The sequence below is a fragment of the Amycolatopsis sp. NPDC051372 genome (genome assembly GCF_040682095.1).
Taxonomy (GTDB): domain Bacteria; phylum Actinomycetota; class Actinomycetes; order Mycobacteriales; family Pseudonocardiaceae; genus Amycolatopsis.
The window spans coordinates 51,761-68,346 of the sequence record NZ_JBFBAF010000038.1; the positions used below are offsets into that span (position 1 = coordinate 51,761).

Consider the following 16,586-nt stretch of genomic DNA (forward strand, 5'->3'; position numbering starts at 1 on the left):
ACCCCGAGGAGCGCCCGTGCCGCACGTCGACACGCACTGCCCCTACTGCGCGTTGCAATGCGGGATGCGCTTGGCGGGCACGCGCGTCACGCCGCGCGACTTTCCGGTCAACGCGGGTGGCCTGTGCCAGAAGGGCTGGACGTCGGGGGAGCTCCTGCGTTCCGGCGATCGGCTGACCACACCGCTGGTCCGGCGCGACGGTGAGCTGGTGCCGGCGAGCTGGGCCGAGGCGCTGGACCTCGTGGCGGCGAAGCTGCGCGACCTGCGGGTTTCGCACGGGCCCGACTCCGTCGCGGTGTTCGGCGGCGGTGGGCTGACCAACGAAAAGGCTTACCTGCTGGGGAAGTTCGCGCGGATCGCGCTGGGCACCTCGCAGATCGACTACAACGGCCGGTTCTGCATGTCGTCGGCCGCGGCGGCGGGCCTGAAGGCGTTCGGCGCCGATCGCGGGTTGCCGTTCCCCGTCACGGATCTCGCGGACGCGGACGTCGTGCTGCTGGCCGGGGCGAACCCGGCGGAGACGATGCCGCCGTTCGTGCAGCACCTGCGAGGTGCCGAGCTGATCGTGATCGACCCGCGGCGCACGCCGACGGCCGAGCTCGCGACCCTGCACCTCGCGCCGGCGCCGGGGACGGATCTGGCTTTGGCGTTGGGAATCCTGCACGCGGTGGTCGCCGACGGGCATCTCGACAAGTCCTATGTGGATCTTCGGACGGCCGGGTTCGACGAAGCCTGGCGCCTTGCCGCTGCGTGGTGGCCGGAGCGGGCCGAGCGCGTGACCGGGGTCGCGGCGGCCGATCAACGCCGAGCTGCCGCGATGCTGGGTGAGGCGCACAACGCGTACGTGCTGACTGCGCGGGGCACCGAGCAACACGCGACGGGGACGGCGAACGTCGGCGGGTGGATCAACCTGGCGTTGGCGTTGGGGCTGCCCGGTCGCGTCGGCTCCGGGTTCGGCTGCCTCACCGGGCAGGGCAACGGCCAGGGCGGGCGCGAGCACGGGCAGAAGGCGGACCAGCTGCCGGGGTACCGGAAGATCGACGACCCGGCCGCGCGCGAGCACGTCGCCGGAGTGTGGGGTGTCGCGCCGGAAAGCCTGCCGGGGCCGGGGCGTTCGGCGACGGAATTGCTCGAGGCGCTGGGGCAGGAGGGCGGGCCGAAAGCGTTGCTGGTTTTCGGCAGCAACGTCGTGGTATCGGCGCCGCGGTCCCGGCGGGTCGAAGATCGACTGTCCGCTTTGGACCTTCTCGTGGTCGCCGACTTCGTGCTGTCGGAGACGGCCGAGCGCGCTGACATCGTGCTCCCCGTGACGCAGTGGGCCGAGGAAGACGGCACGCTCACCAACCTCGAAGGCCGAATTCTCCTGCGCCGCAAGGCCGTCGACGCGCCGGTGGGCGTCCGGTCCGACCTCGACGTGCTGCAGGAGCTCGCCACCCGCCTCGGCCAGCCCGCCGAGCGGTTCCCGGTGGACCCCCCGGCTGTCTTCGAGGAGCTGCGCGCGGCGTCCAAGGGCGGCACGGCGGACTACTCCGGCGTCACCTACGACCGGCTGCGCTCCGGTGAGGCGCTGCACTGGCCGGTGCCTTCCGCGGAGCACCCCGGAACCCCGCGGATGTTCCTCGATCGCTTCGCCCACCCGGACGGCCGGGCCCGGTTCGCCGCCGTCGACCACACCGGGCCCGCGGAGCTGCCCGACGCCGAGTTTCCCTTGCAGGCCACCACGGGCCGGGTGCTCCAGCACTACCAGTCCGGTGCCCAGACGCGCCGGATCGCGGAGCTGGTGGACGTCGTGCCCGAGGTGTTCGTGGAGATCCACCCCGACACCGCCGCCCGCGCGGGCCTCGCGGAGGGAGAGCGGGCGCTGGTCCGTTCGCGACGCGGGGAGACGGTCGCCCGAGTGCGGTGCGTCGCCTCGCTGCGGCCCGACCTGGTGTTCCTGCCGTTCCACTTCCCCGGTGCGGGGCGCGCGAACCTCCTGACGAATCCGGCGCTCGACCCGGTGAGCCGCATGCCGGAGTTCAAGGTCTGCGCGGTCGCGCTGTCCAGAGTGGACGCCGGGGTGGACGCATGAGCGCCCGGCACGTGGTCGTGGCCGGTTACGGCATGGCCGGCGCCCGGCTGGCCGACGAGCTCCGGCGCCGGGACCCGTCGGCGGAACGGGTGCGGCTGACGATCGTGGGCGCCGAGCCGCATCCCGCGTACAACCGGGTGCTGCTGTCGTCCGTGCTTGCGGGCGGGCTGAGCGCGGCGACAGTGCGGCTGCACGACGAGGACTGGGCGGCTCGGGCTTGCGTCGACCTGCGGCTGGCCACGTCCGTCACCGGGGTCGACCGCGCGAACCGTCGCGTGGAGACCACCGACGGCCCGCTGGCGTACGACGCGCTCGTGCTCGCCACCGGCGCCACGCCGTGGCTCCCACCGGTCGAAGGGCTCGAGCCGGGGCCGGGCGTCGCGACGTTCCGGACCCTCGACGACTGCACCCGCATCCTCGACGCCGCCCGGCCCGGTGCTCCGGTCGTGGTGCTCGGCGGCGGGCTGCTCGGCCTCGAAGCGGCACGGGGCCTGGCCGGGCGCGGCGCGAACGTGACCGTGGTGCACCCGCACGGCCACCCGATGGAACGTCAGCTCGACGCCGGCGCCGGCCGCGTGCTCGCGCGGCGGCTCGCCGAGCTGGGCGTGACCTTCCGCTTCGACGCGACGGCCGCGCGCCACCTGCCCGGTGACGGCGTGAAGCTCGACGACGGCAGCTTCGTCCCGGCCGACCTCGTGGTGGTCGCCGCCGGCGTCCGCCCGGACACGGCGCTGGCCGAGGCCGCCGGGCTCGCGGTGGACCGCGGCGTGCTCGTCGACGACCTGCTGCGCACCAGCGACGGCCGCATTCACGCACTCGGTGACTGCGCGCGCCACGCCCACGCACCGGCCGGGCTCGTGCAACCCGCCTGGGAGCAGGCGGCCGTGCTCGCGGACCTACTCACCGGCGCCGACACCGCGGCGCGCTACCGAGGCACGACGGTGGTCACGCGGCTGAAGGCCCGCGGTGTCGACTTGACCGCGCTCGGCGAGACGCATGCGAGTGACGACGCCGACGTGCTCACGATCGACGACCCGTCCGGCGGCCGCTACGGCAAGCTCGTGGTCCGCGGCAACCGCGTGACCGGCGCGATCCTGCTCGGCCTGCCCGATGCCGCGGCCACCGTCACGCAGTTCCACGATCGCGGCATCCCACTGCCCGAAGACCGGCTCGCCGTGCTGCTCGGCCGCGCGCTGCCCGCGGGCGCGCCGGCCGCCGCGAGTCCCGCCGACCTGCCGGCGTCGGCGCTGATCTGCCGGTGCAACGCCGTGACCAAGGGCCGGCTCGTCGACGCGTGGCGCGGTGGCGCCACCGACGTTGCCGCGCTTGCCCGCACCACCCGCGCCACCACCGGCTGCGGCGGCTGCCACGACACCGTGTCGGCCGTCGCGGGCTGGTTGGCGGCGCAGTGAGCACCCGACTCTCTCTCGCCAAGGAGGACGCCGTGAAGAATCGCTGGATCGAGCACTGGACACCCGAGGACGAGACCTTCTGGGAGACGACCGGGAAGCGGATCGCCCGCCGCAACCTGTGGTTCTCCGTGTTCGCCGAGCACATCGGGTTCTCGATCTGGACACTGTGGTCGGTTGTCGTGCTGTTCATGGGCCCCGCGTACGGGTTCTCGGCGGCGGACAAGTTCCTGCTGGTGTCCACGCCGACGCTCGTGGGCGCGATTATGCGGCTGCCTTACACGTTCGCGGTGGCGAAGTTCGGTGGCCGCAACTGGACGATCTTCAGCGCGACGCTGCTGCTGGTGCCGACGGTGCTGACGGCGATCGTGCTGCACCCCGGAACGTCGCTCGGCACGTTCGTGCTGATGGCCGCGCTGGGCGGGGTCGGCGGCGGGAACTTCGCGTCGTCGATGACGAACATCAACACGTTCTACCCGGAGCGGTACAAGGGCTGGGCGCTCGGCCTCAACGCGGGCGGCGGAAACCTGGGTGTCGCCGTGATCCAGCTGGTCGGCTTGCTGGTGATCGGCACCGTGGGGGCGACCGCGCCGCGACTGGTGTTGTTCATCTACCTGCCGCTGATCGTGATCGCGGCCTTGTGCGCCGCGCTGTTCATGGACAACCTCGCCACGGTCCGCGGAGACACCAAGGCCATGCGTGAAGTCGTCCGATATGGACACACGTGGGTGATGTCGCTGCTGTACGTCGGCACGTTCGGGTCGTTCATCGGCTACAGCTTCGCGTTCGGGCTGGTCCTGCAGAACCAGTTCGGCCGCACGCCGTTGCAGGCCGCGGCGGTGACGTTCCTCGGGCCGCTGCTCGGTTCGCTGGCACGACCGCTGGGCGGCCGGCTGTCCGACCGGCTCGGCGGCGGCCGGGTCACGTTCGCGACGTTCGGCTTGATGGCGCTCGCCACGGTGGTGCTGGTGCTGGCTTCGTCGGCGAACTCGCTGGGGTTGTTCACGGTCGCGTTCATCGTCCTCTTCGTCCTGACGGGCATCGGCAACGGTTCGACGTACAAGATGATCCCCGCGATCTTCCAGGTGAAGGCGCGCGCGGCCATCGACCTCGGTGGTGACGAGGCCGCGGAGCTGCTCAAGGCCCGCCGCCTGTCGGGTGCGTTGATCGGGCTCGCGGGGGCGATCGGCGCGTTGGGCGGGCTGTTCATCAACCTCGCGTTCCGGCAGTCGTTCGCCGACGCGCACAGCGGGATTCCCGCGTTCGTCGGCTTCCTGGTGTTCTACGCGGTGTGCGTGGGGGTGACGTGGGTGGTGTACCTGCGCAAACCCGCGGTGCGGGCGCAGGTCGCACTGGCCGGGGCGGAGGTCTGATGAGGACTCTCGTAGTGGCCGGGCACGGCATGGTCGCGCACCGGCTCGTGGAGGCGCTGCGCGCGGCGGACACAGCCGGCGAGTGGCGGGTCGTGGTGCTGGCCGAAGAGAACCGGCCCGCGTACGACCGGGTGGCGCTGACGTCTTATGTGGACACGTGGGATCCGGCCGCGCTGGCCCTGCCGGGCGCGGACTACCCGGAAGATTCCCTTGTGGATCTTCGCCTCGGTGATGCCGTGGTGGCGGTGGACCGGGCTGCCCGCACGGTGACGACCGCGTCCGGTCGCGTGCAGGAGTACGACGCGCTGGTGCTGGCCACGGGCTCGCGGCCGTTCGTGCCGCCGGTGCCGGGGCGGGAGCTGCCGGGCGTGTTCGTGTACCGGACGATCGAAGACCTGGATGCCATCCGGGTGGCTGCGTCGAAGCCGGGCCGTGGGCGTCGGTCCGCGGTGGTGATCGGCGGCGGGCTGCTCGGGTTGGAGGCCGCGAAGGCCTTGCGGGACATGGGCTTGTCGCCGCACGTCGTGGAGATGGCGCCGCGGCTCATGCCGCTGCAGGTCGACGAGGGTGGTGGCGCGCTCCTGCGGCGGCTCATCCAGCAGCTCGACGTGACCGTCCATACCGCAACCTCGACGGACTCTCTCGAAGCTGACGGATCCCGGCTGTTGGCCAAGCTCGGCAACGGTACGGAGCTGGACGTCGACCTCGTGGTGTTCTCCGCGGGTGTCCGCCCGCGCGACGACTTGGCGCGTGAGTGTGGCCTGGCAGTGGGCGAACGCGGTGGGGTGCTGGTGGACGCCGAGTGCCGCACCAGCGATCCGGCCGTGTTCGCGATCGGCGAGTGCGCGGCCGTCGAGGGGCGGGTGTACGGGATCGTCGCGCCGGGGTATGCGATGGCGGAGGTCGTCGCGGCGCGGCTCACCGGGGGAGTGGCGTCGTTCCCGGAGCCGGACACGGCCACGAAGCTCAAGCTGATGGGTGTCGACGTCGCCAGCTTCGGCGACGCGCACGCGGCGACCGAAGGCGCGCTGGAAGTCGCGGTGAACGACGCCGTGGCCGGGACGTACAAGAAGCTCGTGGTCACCGACGACGGCCGGACACTGCTCGGCGGCGTGCTCGTGGGCGACGCGGCCGAGTACCACACGCTGAGAGCGCTCGTCGGCCGTCCGTTGCCCGCGGAGCCGGGTGCGCTGCTCGCCCCGGCCGGCGGAGGCGCGGCGGTCGGGGTGGAGGCGTTGCCGGACGAGGCCCAGATCTGTTCGTGCAACGGCGTTTCCAAAGGCGCGCTGACGCGGGCCGTCCACGAGGACGGCTGTGACTCGGTCGGCAAGCTCAAGGCGTGTACGCGGGCGGGCACGTCGTGCGGCTCGTGTGTGCCGATGTTGGCGAAGTTGCTGAACGCGTGCGGGGTTGAACAGTCGACGGCGCTTTGCGAACATTTCGCGCAGTCGCGGGCCGAGCTGTTCGAGATCGTGCGGGCCACGCGCATCTCCACGTTCAGCGAGCTGGTCAGCCGCTACGGCACGGGTTCGGGCTGCGCGGTGTGCAAGCCGGCCGTCGCGTCGATCCTGGCGACGCTCGGCAACGGCCACATCCTCGGCGGCGAGCAGGCGACGCTGCAGGACACGAACGACAAGTTCCTGGCGAACCTGCAGCGCAACGGCAGCTACTCCGTGGTCCCGCGTATCCCCGGTGGCGAGATCACACCGGAGAAGCTGATGGTGATCGCGCAGGTCGCGAAGGACTTCGGGCTGTACACGAAGATCACCGGCGGCCAGCGGATCGACCTCCTGGGCGCGACGGTGGACCAGCTGCCGGAGATCTGGCGGCGGCTCGTGGACGCGGGGTTCGAGTCCGGGCACGCCTACGGCAAGGCGCTGCGGACGGTGAAGTCGTGCGTCGGGTCGACCTGGTGCCGCTACGGCGTGCAGGACAGCGTCGGCCTCGCGATCGAGCTGGAACTGCGCTACCGCGGATTGCGTTCGCCGCACAAGATCAAGTCCGGCGTCTCCGGCTGCGCGCGGGAATGCGCGGAGGCGCGCGGCAAGGACTTCGGCGTGATCGCGACCGAGCACGGCTGGAACCTCTACCTGGGCGGCAACGGCGGCGCCACCCCGCGCCACGCGCAGCTCTTCCTGTCCGATGTGGACACGCCGACGTTGATCCGGACGATCGACCGGTTCCTCATGTTCTACATCCGCACGGCCGACCGGCTGCAGCGCACGGCACCGTGGCTGGAGGAGCTCGACGGCGGCCTGGAGCACCTGCGCGCGGTGATCGTGGACGACAGCCTCGGCATCTGCGAGGACCTCGACGCCGCGATGGCCAAGCACGTCACGGACTACGAAGACGAGTGGCGCGGCGTGCTGGAGGATCCGGAGAAGCTGGCGCGGTTCAGCTCGTTCGTGAACGCGCCGGGCACGCCGGACCCGTCGATCTCGTTCCGGCCGGAGCGCCTCCAACGGGTTCCGGTACTGCTGGGTGTACCGCTGCTCGAGAAATCGGAGGTGCGGCGATGACGACATCGATCGAACGGACCTGGACGGCGGTGTGCGCGGTCTCGCGGGTGGGCGACTGCTCCGGCGTGGCGGCGCTGGTGGAGGGCGAGCAGGTGGCCGTGTTCCACGTCGGCTCGGAGTGGTTCGCTCTGTCCAACTGGGATCCGTGCAGCGCCGCGGCCGTGCTGTCGCGCGGGATCGTGGGTGACGCCGGTGGTGAGCCCGTGGTCGCGTCCCCGGTCTACAAGGAACGGTTCTCGCTCCGCACCGGACAGTGCCTGGACTCGCCGGACGTTTCCGTGCCGGTCTACCGCGTGCGTGTGCGGGAAGGGATCGTCGAGGTGGGCTCCCCATGACGGACGTGCTCCCGCTGGCCGGTTTCGTCGCCGGCATCACCGCGGCGCGCCGGGCGGACGAGCTCGGCGCGCTGCTCGTGCGCAAGGGGGCCGGCGTTCGGTACGGCCCGGCCATCCGGATCGTCCCGCTCGCCGACGACACGGAACTGCACGCGGCCACCGTTCGGTTGCTGGAGTCCACGGTGGACGTTGTCGTCGCCACCACCGGCATCGGCTTCCGCGGCTGGGTGGAGGCCGCCGAGGGCTGGAACCTCGGCGACGCGCTGCTGAACCACCTCGCCCGCGCCAGCCTCGTCGCCCGCGGCCCGAAAGCCACAGGCGCACTGCGGGCGGCGGGCTTGTCGGAGGACTACTCCCCGCCGTCCGAAAGCAACGCGGGCGTGCTGCAGCACCTGCTGGAATCCGGTGTGGACGGGCTGACGATCGCCGTCCAGCTCCACGGCGAGCCGCTGCCGTTCTTCACCGAGACCCTGCGCGCGGCGGGCGCGTCGGTGATCGAGATCCCCGTCTACCGCTGGGTCGGCCCGGCCGACCCGGGCCCGCTCGACCGCCTGGTGGACGCCGTGCTCGACGGCACCGTCGACGCCCTGCCCTTCACGTCCGCGCCGGCCGCCGCGTCGACGCTCGCCCTGGCCCGCCGCACCGGCCGCCTGCCTGCCTTGGTCGACGCCCTGACGTCGCGCGTGGTCGTCGCCTGCGTCGGCCCCATCACGGCCGCACCCCTTGCGGCGCTGGGCATCCCCACCGTCCAGCCCGCGCGCTCCCGCCTCGGTGCCCTCGCCCGCACCGTCGCCGACGCGCTTCTGGCCCGCACCCCGTGCCTCTCCGTCGCCGGCCACGCGCTGGAACTGCGCGGCCACGCCGTCCTCCTCGACGGCGACTGGCACGACATCGCCCCCGCCCCCATGGCCTTGCTCCGCGCCCTGGCCCACTCGCCCGGCCGCGTCGTCTCCCGACGCGAACTCACCACCTCCCTCCCGGGCGGCGGCGAGGAACACGCGGTGGAGACGGCGATCGGCCGCCTGCGCACTGCCCTCGGCGGCCCGGCCGTGATCCAGACCGTGGTCAAACGCGGCTACCGGCTTGCCGTCGACCGGTGAGGCCGGCGCGGATACTGGAGCCATGCCGCAGCCGCACGAGACCGCGATCGCCCACCTGGCAACCCTCGCGACCGGGGCGCCCGCGGACCCGTCGTGGCGGGTGACCCTGCACTTCCACCCGGATCGCCTCGTCGCGGAGACACCGATTCTGGAACTGCTGGCTCGTGACGGGGTGTACCGGTCGCAGTTCGAGACCGGCACGGGCAACGGGGGCCTCACCGCGCACCCCGGCGGCGCCCGCTGGCAGTGGGAGAGCCGGATCTTCGCCGGCGCCTACGACGACGCACCGCCGGCGCAGCGGCCGAAGTACGGTTCGCTGAACTTCCGCCGACGCCGGATCGGCGGCTCACCGCGTTTCGGGTCGGCCCACCTGCGCCTGGCCGGGCCGGTGCTGGCTCGCACCACGTTCTGCTACCCCGACAGCTTCTTCGAACCCCGGCGATTCGGCGTCGCGTCGAGCCTGTCGGCGTTGATCGCGGCAGCACTGGCGGACGACCCGGATCCGCTCGACGACTACGTGGAAGCGCACGTCCACGGTGTGCTCGATCTTCATACCGACGTCGAAGCTGTGGTGCTGGACCCCTGCTACCGCGGCACTCCGATCGAGGCCGCTGCCGCCCGGTTGCCGTGCGCCGTCGAATGGCACGGCGGCTTTGCCCTGGCTACGAGCGAACTGCGTCGGCATCCGGAGTACCGAGGCCCGGAGTTCGTGCGGCTCGGGGAATCGCTGGCCCGCGACGGCCGCCTCGATCCCCGCGTCCTCGGCGACGCTTCGCGCGCCGGCCGTCACGACGAGCAATCGCTCAAACGGGTCTGGCACTACGTGGCGAGGTTCGGCTCCGCCGAGCTTCGCGGGTGACGCACTCGACTGTCCGAAAAGGACTCGACTCCGTCAAGCTCGGCTGCCCGCCACTCGTCGACCACTGAAATCGGGCAGCTCCAGCGCACTGTGCTCCGGCCGACCCGGCCCGACCGGCAGCGTCGTGAGTTCGCGCAGGTGGGCGTTGCGTTCGGCGAGGGCGTCGGCCGTAGCGGGGAACATGGTGGCGTTGCCGACGGAGACGAGGGCCTGGTTGGCCTCGACGAACGGGCGCGCCGTGCGCTCGTAGCCGTCGAACGCCGCCGTGTGGTCGGCATGGGTGGCCAGCTCGCCCGCCAGCACGTAGGCGCCGACCAACGCGGTGCTGGAGCCCTGGCCCGTGAGGAACGACGGGGCGTGCGCGGCGTCGCCGACGAGGGCGACGCGGCCGGAGGACCAGCGCGGCAGGTGGATCTGGCTGACGATGTCGAAGAACAGGTCGTCGGCCGTGCGCATCGCCGCGACCAGTCGGGGGAGTTCCCAGCCGTCTCCGGCGAACACCTCGGCGATGAGTTCGCGCTGCGCGGCCGGGTTGCGGAAGGCGTCGAAGGGCGGCTCGGGGCGGGTGAAGTTGAGGAAGCCGAAGATGGTGTCGCTGTCGCCCACGGCGTAGAGGGCGGCGCCGCGGCCCGGGGTGGACCAGAGGACGCCCTCGTGGGCCAGGCCGAAGTCGTTGTGCATTGTGAAGCCGGCGAAGCAGTAGCCGAGGTAGCGGTGGGACTGCTCCTCCGGGCCGAACGCCAGCGCGCGGACACCCGAGTGCAGGCCGTCGGCGCCGATGACCAGGTCGAACGTGCGGCGCCGGCCGCTGCGGACGGTCACGTCGACGGCGTCGCCGCGGTCGTCGAGGGTGGCGAGGCTGTCGTTGAAGAGGAACTCGACGTCGTCGCGGATGGTGCTGTAGAGCGCCTCGGCGAGGTCGCCCCGGCGGACCTCCAGGTCGCGGCCCTCGACGCCGCCGGCGATGGCGTCGGGGCTGAGCGACGCGACTGTGCTGCCGTCTTCGTTGAGGAAGGTGAGCCTGCGGCTGTCGACGTGGGCTTCGCGCAGCCGCGACATCAGGCCCATGCGCTCGACGACGCCGAGAGCGGTGCCGCGGATGTCGATGGGGTAGCCGCCGCCGCGCAGGGCTTCGGCCTTCTCGACGACGGTGACGTCGAAGCCGTATTCACGCAGCCAGTAGGCCGGGGCGGGGCCGGCGATGCTGGCGCCGGAGATGAGGACGGTGGTCATGATGTCTCCTCGATAGCTAAGTTAGGTATGCTTCTTGCGGGCGCGCTGGGCCTGGGAAGACTCCTGCGCTCGAGGCAACTGTATAACTAACTTAGGTATGTAAGGGGTGTGATGAGCGACACAGAAGGTCGGCTCGACCCGTTGACGGTGCTGCCGCGCCTGATGCAGCTGAGCACGGTGCTCAACCGCAGCCACCTCGCGGAACGAGCCATGGAGCAGGCCGGCCTCGCCCTCGACCGGCCGGCGCTCACCGTGATCATCACCCTGCAGATGGCGGGCAAACCGCTGCGCGTCGGTGAGATCGCGACGCGCATGCAGGTCGTCGGCCCCCACGTCACGCGCCACCTGAACGAACTGGAGAAGCGTGGCCTCATCCACCGCGTCACCGACCCGGACGACCAGCGCGCCCGCCTCATCGAACTCACGCCGGACGGCGCCGCCGCGGCCGGGCGCTACCTGCAGACCGTCCTGAGCTGGTTCACCGAGGCCGTGGCCGACTGGTCGATCGAGGACCAGCGGGCCTTCGGCACGCTGTTGAACCGATTCGTCGACGACCTGACGGCCCGGGTGTCCGAAGTGGATTAGGCCCAGGTGACGGAGAAGTCCGCGTACCCCCGAGCCGTGGCAGCCCGGGAAGCTTCTTCCTCAGCCGCATTCCGGTCCGCCGCGCGAAGCGGATCGAACGCCGTCATCGTGAAGGCGAGACGTTTGCCTGAACCGCGGGTGCGCCAGACGCCCATCAGCTCGCCGTCCACCAGCAACGCGCCGGGGCTGCCGAGAATCTTCCACACTTCCTTCGCGCGGGCCTTGTCCGGCACCAGCACGGCTTTGTCGCGGGCCTGCGTGAACGGATCCAGCGGCGGCAGCAACCGAACCACCGACGGCGACGGCGGATTCTCCAGCGTGGCCACCTGATCGGCGGGCAGGAACGCCCGGCGACCGTCCACTTTGACCTCGACCAGATCATCAGGCCAGGCAGCCGACAGAGCCGTCTTCGCCGTGCCCACGAAACCCGCCGCGTCGCCTTGGGTGGCGGGGCCGTTGAATGTCAAGTAGCCGCGCACCACACGCGACACCGCGGCCGCGTCGGGCGAAGTGCGCATCCGGCCGCGGTTCTCCAGCGGTGCCAGTGTCGCCGGGGATTGGTCGGCTTCCAGGCGCACGCCGCCGTGGAGGGTGGCCAGGCGCATGAGCTGCTCCTGGATGTGCGTGGCGTTGCAGGGGCGGCACCAGCGGGAGTACTCGGGGGGTAGCTCGCGCGTGGCGGCGGCGCTCACCGCGCCCTTCGACATCGGCTGCGTCACGACCTTGCGGATGGCCCGCGCCGCGGTGAAGAGCACCTCCGACGCGGGCACGCCCGTCGCGCCGATTTCCTTTTTCTGCCAGAGCATCCGGGCCAGGGCGTCGGCGTCGTCGAGGGGGATCAGCGACGTCACGAGCTCGCGCAGGTCTTCGCGCCGGTGGAAGTGCGGGGCGCCGCGGTGGGACCAGACGAGCACCACACGCGGATCGTCAACAAGGGACGTCGGCTCGACCGGTGTCGAAGACCGCGCCGAGAGGGCGAGCAGGGCGGTGTCACGCATGCTGTCCTGCAGGCCGAGGTCGAACAGCGGCGACGCCACCGGGTCCGCGAAGTCCCGGTGCAGCCCGTGCCGCGCAACCCGGTACGCCATCACCTGCTTGCGGGACACCTCGAGCACAGCGGCCTCCTTCAGCTCAGCGCGTAGTCGAAGGTGTACGACACCGTCGGCTCGCCGATCGTGCCCTTCACCGTGCCCGACCCGGTCAGGCCGGTGAGCTCGCCCGTCGCGGAGCCGGCCACGACATCGAACTTCGACCAGATGCCCTTCGGGTCGAAGCCGCCCTCGTGCCGGACCACGAACGTGCCGCGACGGCCGTCCACGGCCGCGTCGAACCGCTCGAAGCTCGGCGACGTGGTGCCGCCGCCGTCGTAACCCTCGCCCGCGTAGTACAGCAGGTAATCGCAGATCGACTCACCTTCGATCACGCCGCTGTACTCCATCGTGGCGTGCGCGTAGGCCACGCGCGGGCCGCCTTCGCTGCCGCTGGCGAGGTGTTCGTCCCAGTTCTTCATGCTGAACGTGTTCATGGGGACCACTCAACCGCCCATACCTGTCAGCTTGTGTCAGGGTTTTCGGTCATACTCGATTCATGCGCGCGTCCCGGCTGCTCACGGTGCTGCTCCTGCTGCAGAACCGCGGCCGGATGACGGCCGAGGAGCTGGCCGCCGAGCTGGAGGTCTCCGTCCGGACGGTCTACCGCGACATCGACGCGCTGTCGGCTTCCGGCGTGCCCGTCTACGCCGACCGCGGCCGCACCGGCGGCTATCAGCTGGTCGACGGCTATCGCACGCGGCTGACCGGGCTCACCGAGGAGGAGGCGCAGTCGCTTTCGCTGGCCGGCCTGCCCGTGGCCGCGGCGGAGCTGGGCCTCGGCACGGTGCTGGCGGCGGCGCAGCTCAAGCTGTATGCCGCGTTGCCGAAGGAGCTGCGCAGCCGCGCGGGTCGCGTCGCCGAGCGGTTCTACCTGGACGTGCCCGGGTGGCACCGCGGGATCGAGAGCCTGCCGGTGCTGTCCGCGGTCGCCGAGGCGGTGTGGTCGAGCCACCGCATCCGGATCCGCTACGAACGCTGGGGCCAACGCGAGGTCGAGCGCGTGCTGGAGCCGCTCGGCCTAATCCTCAAGGCGGGCAACTGGTACCTCGCCGGCCGGTGCGAGGGGTCCGATCGCACGTACCGGATTTCCCGGATCCTCGAGCTGGTGGACCTCGGCGAGGCTTTCGAGCGACCGGCGGATTTCGACCTGCCTCGTTACTGGCAGGAGTGGTCGGAGCAGTTCGAGCGGCGCATGTACCCGCGGCTCGCGACCGTGCGCCTGTCGCCGCGGGCGCAGGGTCTGCTGCCGTTCTACGCGGGCAGCGTCGGGGCGCGGGCGCTGCGCGAGGCCCTGGACGGCGGCGCGGTCGCCGATGAGGAAGGCTGGCTCACGATGCGGCTGCCGGTCGAGCCGGGGGAACCCGCGATCGGCGAGCTGCTGCGGTTCGGGTCGCACCTGGAGGTGCTCGAGCCGGCGGACCTGCGGGCGCAGCTCGCGGAGGCGATCAGGGAGATGGGCGCGACCTATGGGTGAGCTGGACGGGGTGCGGATCGGCGTCACGGCCGAACGCCGCGCCGACGACCTCATCTCCGCGCTGCTCCGCTACGGCGCGCAGGTGCGCCACGCGCCGACGATCACCATCGTGCCCCTCGCCGAAGACCCCGAGCTGCGGCTCAGCACCGAAGCCGTGCTCGCCGCGCCGGTTGCTTTCACGGCCGTCACGACCGGCGCCGGCTTCCGCGGCTGGCTCGCCGCCGCCGACGGCTGGGGCCGCAAGGACGACCTGCTCACGACGCTGGGCTCCTCGCGGATCTTCGCGCGCGGCCCGAAAGCCGTGGGCGCGGTGCGGGGCGCGGGGCTGCGCGAGGAGTTCTCGGCACCGGGGGAGAGCAACGCCGAGCTGTTCGCCGCGTTGGTCTCCGCGGGTGTGGTCGATTCCCGTGTTGCCGTCCAGCTGCACGGCGCTCCACTGCCGGAGTTCACCGGGCAGCTGGTCGGCGCCGAGGTCGTCGCGGTGCAGCCCTACCGCTGGCACTCGCCCGCCGACACCGCCCCGGTTCTCTCGCTGGCGCGCGAAATCCTGGCGGGCGAAGTCGACGCCCTCGTGTTCACGAGCGCCCCGGCAGCCACCAACTTCCTCACCCTGACCGCCGACACCGGCGCCCTCGACGTGGTGCGCACGGGCCGGATCAAGACCTTCTGCGTGGGCCCGGTGACGGCGGCACCGCTGGAAGCGCAGGGCATAACGACGTGCCAACCGGACCGGCAACGGCTCGGTGCATTGGTGAAGCTGGTGGTTTCGACGCTGGGGAGGGCTTGATGGGTGAGTTCAGGGGTTCGTTCGCGGTGCCGCTGGACGGCGAACGCACCCAGCTCGAGGCGTTCATCGAGGAATACCGCGTGGGCATCGAGATGACGCTCGACGGGCTCACCGAGGAGCAGGCCCGCCGTCAGCTCGTGCCGTCGGCGACGACGCCGCTCGGGCTGCTCAAGCACGTCACCTGGATGCAGCGGGTGTGGTTCGAGGAATGCGTCGGCGGCACGTCCCGCGGTGAGCTCGGGCTGGTGCGGAGTCCGGACGAGTCGTTCCGGCTCGCCGACGACGACACCGTCGCCTCGGTCACGGCGGCCTACCGGGAGGCCTGCGCCACGGCCCGGACGACGGTCGCGGACCTGGCGCTGGACGCCGTCGTGACCGGCCACCGGTCCGGCCCGCGCACCGTTCGCTGGGTGTACCTGCAGGTGCTGCGGGAGCTGGCCCACCACTGCGGCCACGCCGACATCCTGCGCGAACAGATCCTGGCCGCCTGAGCGCGGGAAGCCACAGCTCAGGAAATTGCAGCCACGCGCTCGCGCCCGACCGCTTCCTCGCTGAGGCCGTGGCGCAAGTAGCCGGTGAAGCAGATCGTGTCCTTGTCGAAGCCTCGTTCGCGAACGAGGTGGCGGCGGACGCGCTTCACGATGCCGGCCTCGCCCGAAACCCAGGCGTACGGCGCGCCGCCGGGCAGGTTCGCGGCGCGTACGGCATCGAGCAGAGCTTCGCCGTGGGGCCGGGTGCCTCGCACGACCCAGTGCAGCTCGACGGCACCGGCGGTGTCGAACGTCTGGCGTTCGGCGCGGCCGGGGATCTCGACGTAGATCGAAGCCCGCGCCGATCGCGGCAGGTTCTCCACGATCGCGCCGATCGCGGGCAGCGCCGTCTCGTCGCCGACCAGCAGCTGCCACTCGGCGGTTTCCGGCACCTCGTACAGGCTGTGCGGCCCCACGAACGCGACCCGGTCGCCCGCCGCCGCCCGCGCGGCCCACGCCGAGGCCGGGCCCAGCGTGTCGTCGTGGAGCACGAAGTCGATGTCCACCTCGCCGAGCGCGGGCCGGAACGCGCGCACGGTGTAGGTGCGCATCGGCGGCCGGACCTCCTCGGGCATCGCGAGGTAGGACTGGTACCAGGACACCACGTCGCCGCTCGTCGGCGGGGGCGGCAGCGGCGGCTCGTCCTGACCGTCGAGAGGGAAGAACACTTTGAGGTAAGCGTCGGGTCCAGAGCCTTCGGTCGCGGCGAGCGGGCGCAGTCGAAGGTGACCCTGGCCATGTGCGGGGTGACCCGCCGGACCGCGGTGACCCGGCCGCGGTGCGCAGTCAGCAATGCCATTAGGTAAGCCCACCTAAGTGTCAGGGTTAAAACAGACCTCCGGGTTCCTCCGCTTTCGGCAGTCCATCGGGCCGCCAGCGGTACTCGCGCAGGTTCACGCGCTGGCCGTCGGCGAGCACGCCTTCCGCGCGCAGGAGTTCGAGCTGTCGGTGGGCCAGATGCGGCGCCGGAGTGCCGTTGGCGCGCAGGATCCGCTGCCACGGCAGGTCGTGCCCGTCTTCAGCGAGCACGCGCCCGACGAGCCGGGGTGAAGGAGCGCCGCTGAGCGCGGCGATGTCACCGTAGGTCGCCACCGTGCCCGCCGGCACGTCGCTGATCACAGCCCGGATCCGTTCGTGAAGTTCGTCGTCCACCCGAGCACTGTGCCGCACGCCACCGACAGTTTCGACCGCCGGTCGCGCAACTGCGTGCCGGTGCGCCA

Annotated in this window: 16 protein-coding genes; 11 read left to right on the forward strand and 5 right to left on the reverse strand. The window is 71.6% G+C overall.

Annotation, left to right across the window (positions count from 1 at the left end):
* The first annotated feature begins 16 nt into the window (after nt 1–16).
* The 7 genes from AB0M56_RS41535 (at nt 17) to AB0M56_RS41565 (ending at nt 9,666) form a co-directional block, all read left to right on the forward strand.
* Nucleotides 17–2,071 (forward strand): molybdopterin-dependent oxidoreductase, encoded by a 2,055-nt coding sequence (locus tag AB0M56_RS41535; protein ID WP_364186512.1) that lies wholly within the window; start codon nt 17–19, stop codon nt 2,069–2,071.
* A complete protein-coding gene (locus tag AB0M56_RS41540) occupies nt 2,068–3,483 on the forward strand; it encodes an FAD-dependent oxidoreductase (RefSeq protein ID WP_364186514.1) in 1,416 nt (471 codons plus the stop codon). The genes AB0M56_RS41535 and AB0M56_RS41540 overlap by 4 nt, the downstream gene beginning before the upstream one ends.
* 32 nt (nt 3,484–3,515) lie before the next feature.
* Nucleotides 3,516–4,853, forward strand: a complete 1,338-nt coding sequence (locus AB0M56_RS41545; RefSeq protein ID WP_364186515.1) for a nitrate/nitrite transporter — start codon at nt 3,516–3,518, stop codon at nt 4,851–4,853.
* Nucleotides 4,853–7,372, forward strand: coding sequence for a nitrite reductase large subunit NirB (nirB, locus tag AB0M56_RS41550; RefSeq protein WP_364186516.1), 2,520 nt, complete (start codon nt 4,853–4,855; stop codon nt 7,370–7,372). Before AB0M56_RS41545 ends, nirB begins: the two co-directional genes overlap by 1 nt.
* Nucleotides 7,369–7,707, forward strand: a complete 339-nt coding sequence (nirD, locus tag AB0M56_RS41555) for a nitrite reductase small subunit NirD (RefSeq protein ID WP_364186518.1) — start codon at nt 7,369–7,371, stop codon at nt 7,705–7,707. The genes nirB and nirD overlap by 4 nt, the downstream gene beginning before the upstream one ends.
* Nucleotides 7,704–8,807, forward strand: a complete 1,104-nt coding sequence (locus AB0M56_RS41560; RefSeq protein WP_364186520.1) for a uroporphyrinogen-III synthase — start codon at nt 7,704–7,706, stop codon at nt 8,805–8,807. The genes nirD and AB0M56_RS41560 overlap by 4 nt, the downstream gene beginning before the upstream one ends.
* A 100-nt stretch (nt 8,808–8,907) precedes the next feature.
* Nucleotides 8,908–9,666: a DUF3626 domain-containing protein gene (locus tag AB0M56_RS41565; RefSeq protein ID WP_364186573.1), complete on the forward strand. Its 759-nt coding sequence runs from the start codon at nt 8,908–8,910 to the stop codon at nt 9,664–9,666.
* A 33-nt stretch (nt 9,667–9,699) separates the two neighbouring features.
* On the opposite strand, the gene AB0M56_RS41570 is transcribed toward AB0M56_RS41565, so the two are convergent.
* A complete protein-coding gene (locus AB0M56_RS41570; RefSeq protein WP_364186522.1) occupies nt 9,700–10,899 on the reverse strand; it encodes an FAD-dependent monooxygenase in 1,200 nt (399 codons plus the stop codon).
* Between the two features lie 111 nt (nt 10,900–11,010).
* Here AB0M56_RS41570 and AB0M56_RS41575 point away from each other — a divergent pair, with 111 nt between their 5' ends.
* Nucleotides 11,011–11,484 (forward strand): MarR family transcriptional regulator, encoded by a 474-nt coding sequence (locus AB0M56_RS41575; RefSeq protein ID WP_364186524.1) that lies wholly within the window; start codon nt 11,011–11,013, stop codon nt 11,482–11,484.
* On the opposite strand, the gene AB0M56_RS41580 is transcribed toward AB0M56_RS41575, so the two are convergent.
* Together AB0M56_RS41580 and AB0M56_RS41585 are read right to left on the reverse strand one after the other, a co-directional pair.
* Nucleotides 11,481–12,599, reverse strand: a complete 1,119-nt coding sequence (locus tag AB0M56_RS41580; protein WP_364186526.1) for a crosslink repair DNA glycosylase YcaQ family protein — start codon at nt 12,597–12,599, stop codon at nt 11,481–11,483. The two genes, AB0M56_RS41575 and AB0M56_RS41580, sit on opposite strands and share 4 nt — an antisense overlap.
* 11 nt (nt 12,600–12,610) lie before the next feature.
* Nucleotides 12,611–13,009: a DUF3224 domain-containing protein gene (locus AB0M56_RS41585; protein ID WP_364186528.1), complete on the reverse strand. Its 399-nt coding sequence runs from the start codon at nt 13,007–13,009 to the stop codon at nt 12,611–12,613.
* 62 nt (nt 13,010–13,071) lie between these two features.
* Between AB0M56_RS41585 and AB0M56_RS41590 the strand changes: the two genes are divergently transcribed.
* From AB0M56_RS41590 to AB0M56_RS41600, 3 genes are read left to right on the forward strand one after another with little or no spacing between them, the layout of a single operon-like run.
* Complete coding sequence (locus tag AB0M56_RS41590; RefSeq protein WP_364186529.1) at nt 13,072–14,049, forward strand: YafY family protein; 978 nt, start codon at nt 13,072–13,074, stop codon at nt 14,047–14,049.
* Nucleotides 14,042–14,836 carry a uroporphyrinogen-III synthase gene (locus AB0M56_RS41595; protein ID WP_364186531.1) on the forward strand — a complete coding sequence of 265 codons (795 nt, stop codon included), beginning with the start codon at nt 14,042–14,044 and terminating at the stop codon, nt 14,834–14,836. The genes AB0M56_RS41590 and AB0M56_RS41595 overlap by 8 nt, the downstream gene beginning before the upstream one ends.
* Nucleotides 14,836–15,327: a DinB family protein gene (locus AB0M56_RS41600; RefSeq protein WP_364186533.1), complete on the forward strand. Its 492-nt coding sequence runs from the start codon at nt 14,836–14,838 to the stop codon at nt 15,325–15,327. Before AB0M56_RS41595 ends, AB0M56_RS41600 begins: the two co-directional genes overlap by 1 nt.
* 17 nt (nt 15,328–15,344) lie before the next feature.
* On the opposite strand, the gene AB0M56_RS41605 is transcribed toward AB0M56_RS41600, so the two are convergent.
* Both AB0M56_RS41605 and AB0M56_RS41610 read right to left on the reverse strand, forming a co-directional pair.
* Nucleotides 15,345–16,034 (reverse strand): siderophore-interacting protein, encoded by a 690-nt coding sequence (locus AB0M56_RS41605; RefSeq protein ID WP_364186535.1) that lies wholly within the window; start codon nt 16,032–16,034, stop codon nt 15,345–15,347.
* Between the two features lie 157 nt (nt 16,035–16,191).
* Entirely contained in the window at nt 16,192–16,518 is a 327-nt protein-coding gene (locus tag AB0M56_RS41610; protein ID WP_364186536.1) for an MGMT family protein, read from the reverse strand.
* Nucleotides 16,519–16,586: the final 68 nt, after the last annotated feature.

What these genes read in the sequence shown, in the direction of transcription:
- AB0M56_RS41560 (WP_364186520.1), top strand. Translation starts at nt 7,704, where the DNA reads ATGACGGACGTGCTCCCGCTGGCCGGTTTCGTCGCCGGCATCACCGCG.
- nirD (WP_364186518.1), top strand. Translation starts at nt 7,369, where the DNA reads ATGACGACATCGATCGAACGGACCTGGACGGCGGTGTGCGCGGTCTCG.
- AB0M56_RS41540 (WP_364186514.1), top strand. Translation starts at nt 2,068, where the DNA reads ATGAGCGCCCGGCACGTGGTCGTGGCCGGTTACGGCATGGCCGGCGCC.
- AB0M56_RS41585 (WP_364186528.1), bottom strand. Translation starts at nt 13,009, where the DNA reads ATGAACACGTTCAGCATGAAGAACTGGGACGAACACCTCGCCAGCGGC.
- AB0M56_RS41600 (WP_364186533.1), top strand. Translation starts at nt 14,836, where the DNA reads ATGGGTGAGTTCAGGGGTTCGTTCGCGGTGCCGCTGGACGGCGAACGC.
- AB0M56_RS41590 (WP_364186529.1), top strand. Translation starts at nt 13,072, where the DNA reads ATGCGCGCGTCCCGGCTGCTCACGGTGCTGCTCCTGCTGCAGAACCGC.
- AB0M56_RS41570 (WP_364186522.1), bottom strand. Translation starts at nt 10,899, where the DNA reads ATGACCACCGTCCTCATCTCCGGCGCCAGCATCGCCGGCCCCGCCCCG.
- AB0M56_RS41575 (WP_364186524.1), top strand. Translation starts at nt 11,011, where the DNA reads ATGAGCGACACAGAAGGTCGGCTCGACCCGTTGACGGTGCTGCCGCGC.
- AB0M56_RS41595 (WP_364186531.1), top strand. Translation starts at nt 14,042, where the DNA reads ATGGGTGAGCTGGACGGGGTGCGGATCGGCGTCACGGCCGAACGCCGC.
- nirB (WP_364186516.1), top strand. Translation starts at nt 4,853, where the DNA reads ATGAGGACTCTCGTAGTGGCCGGGCACGGCATGGTCGCGCACCGGCTC.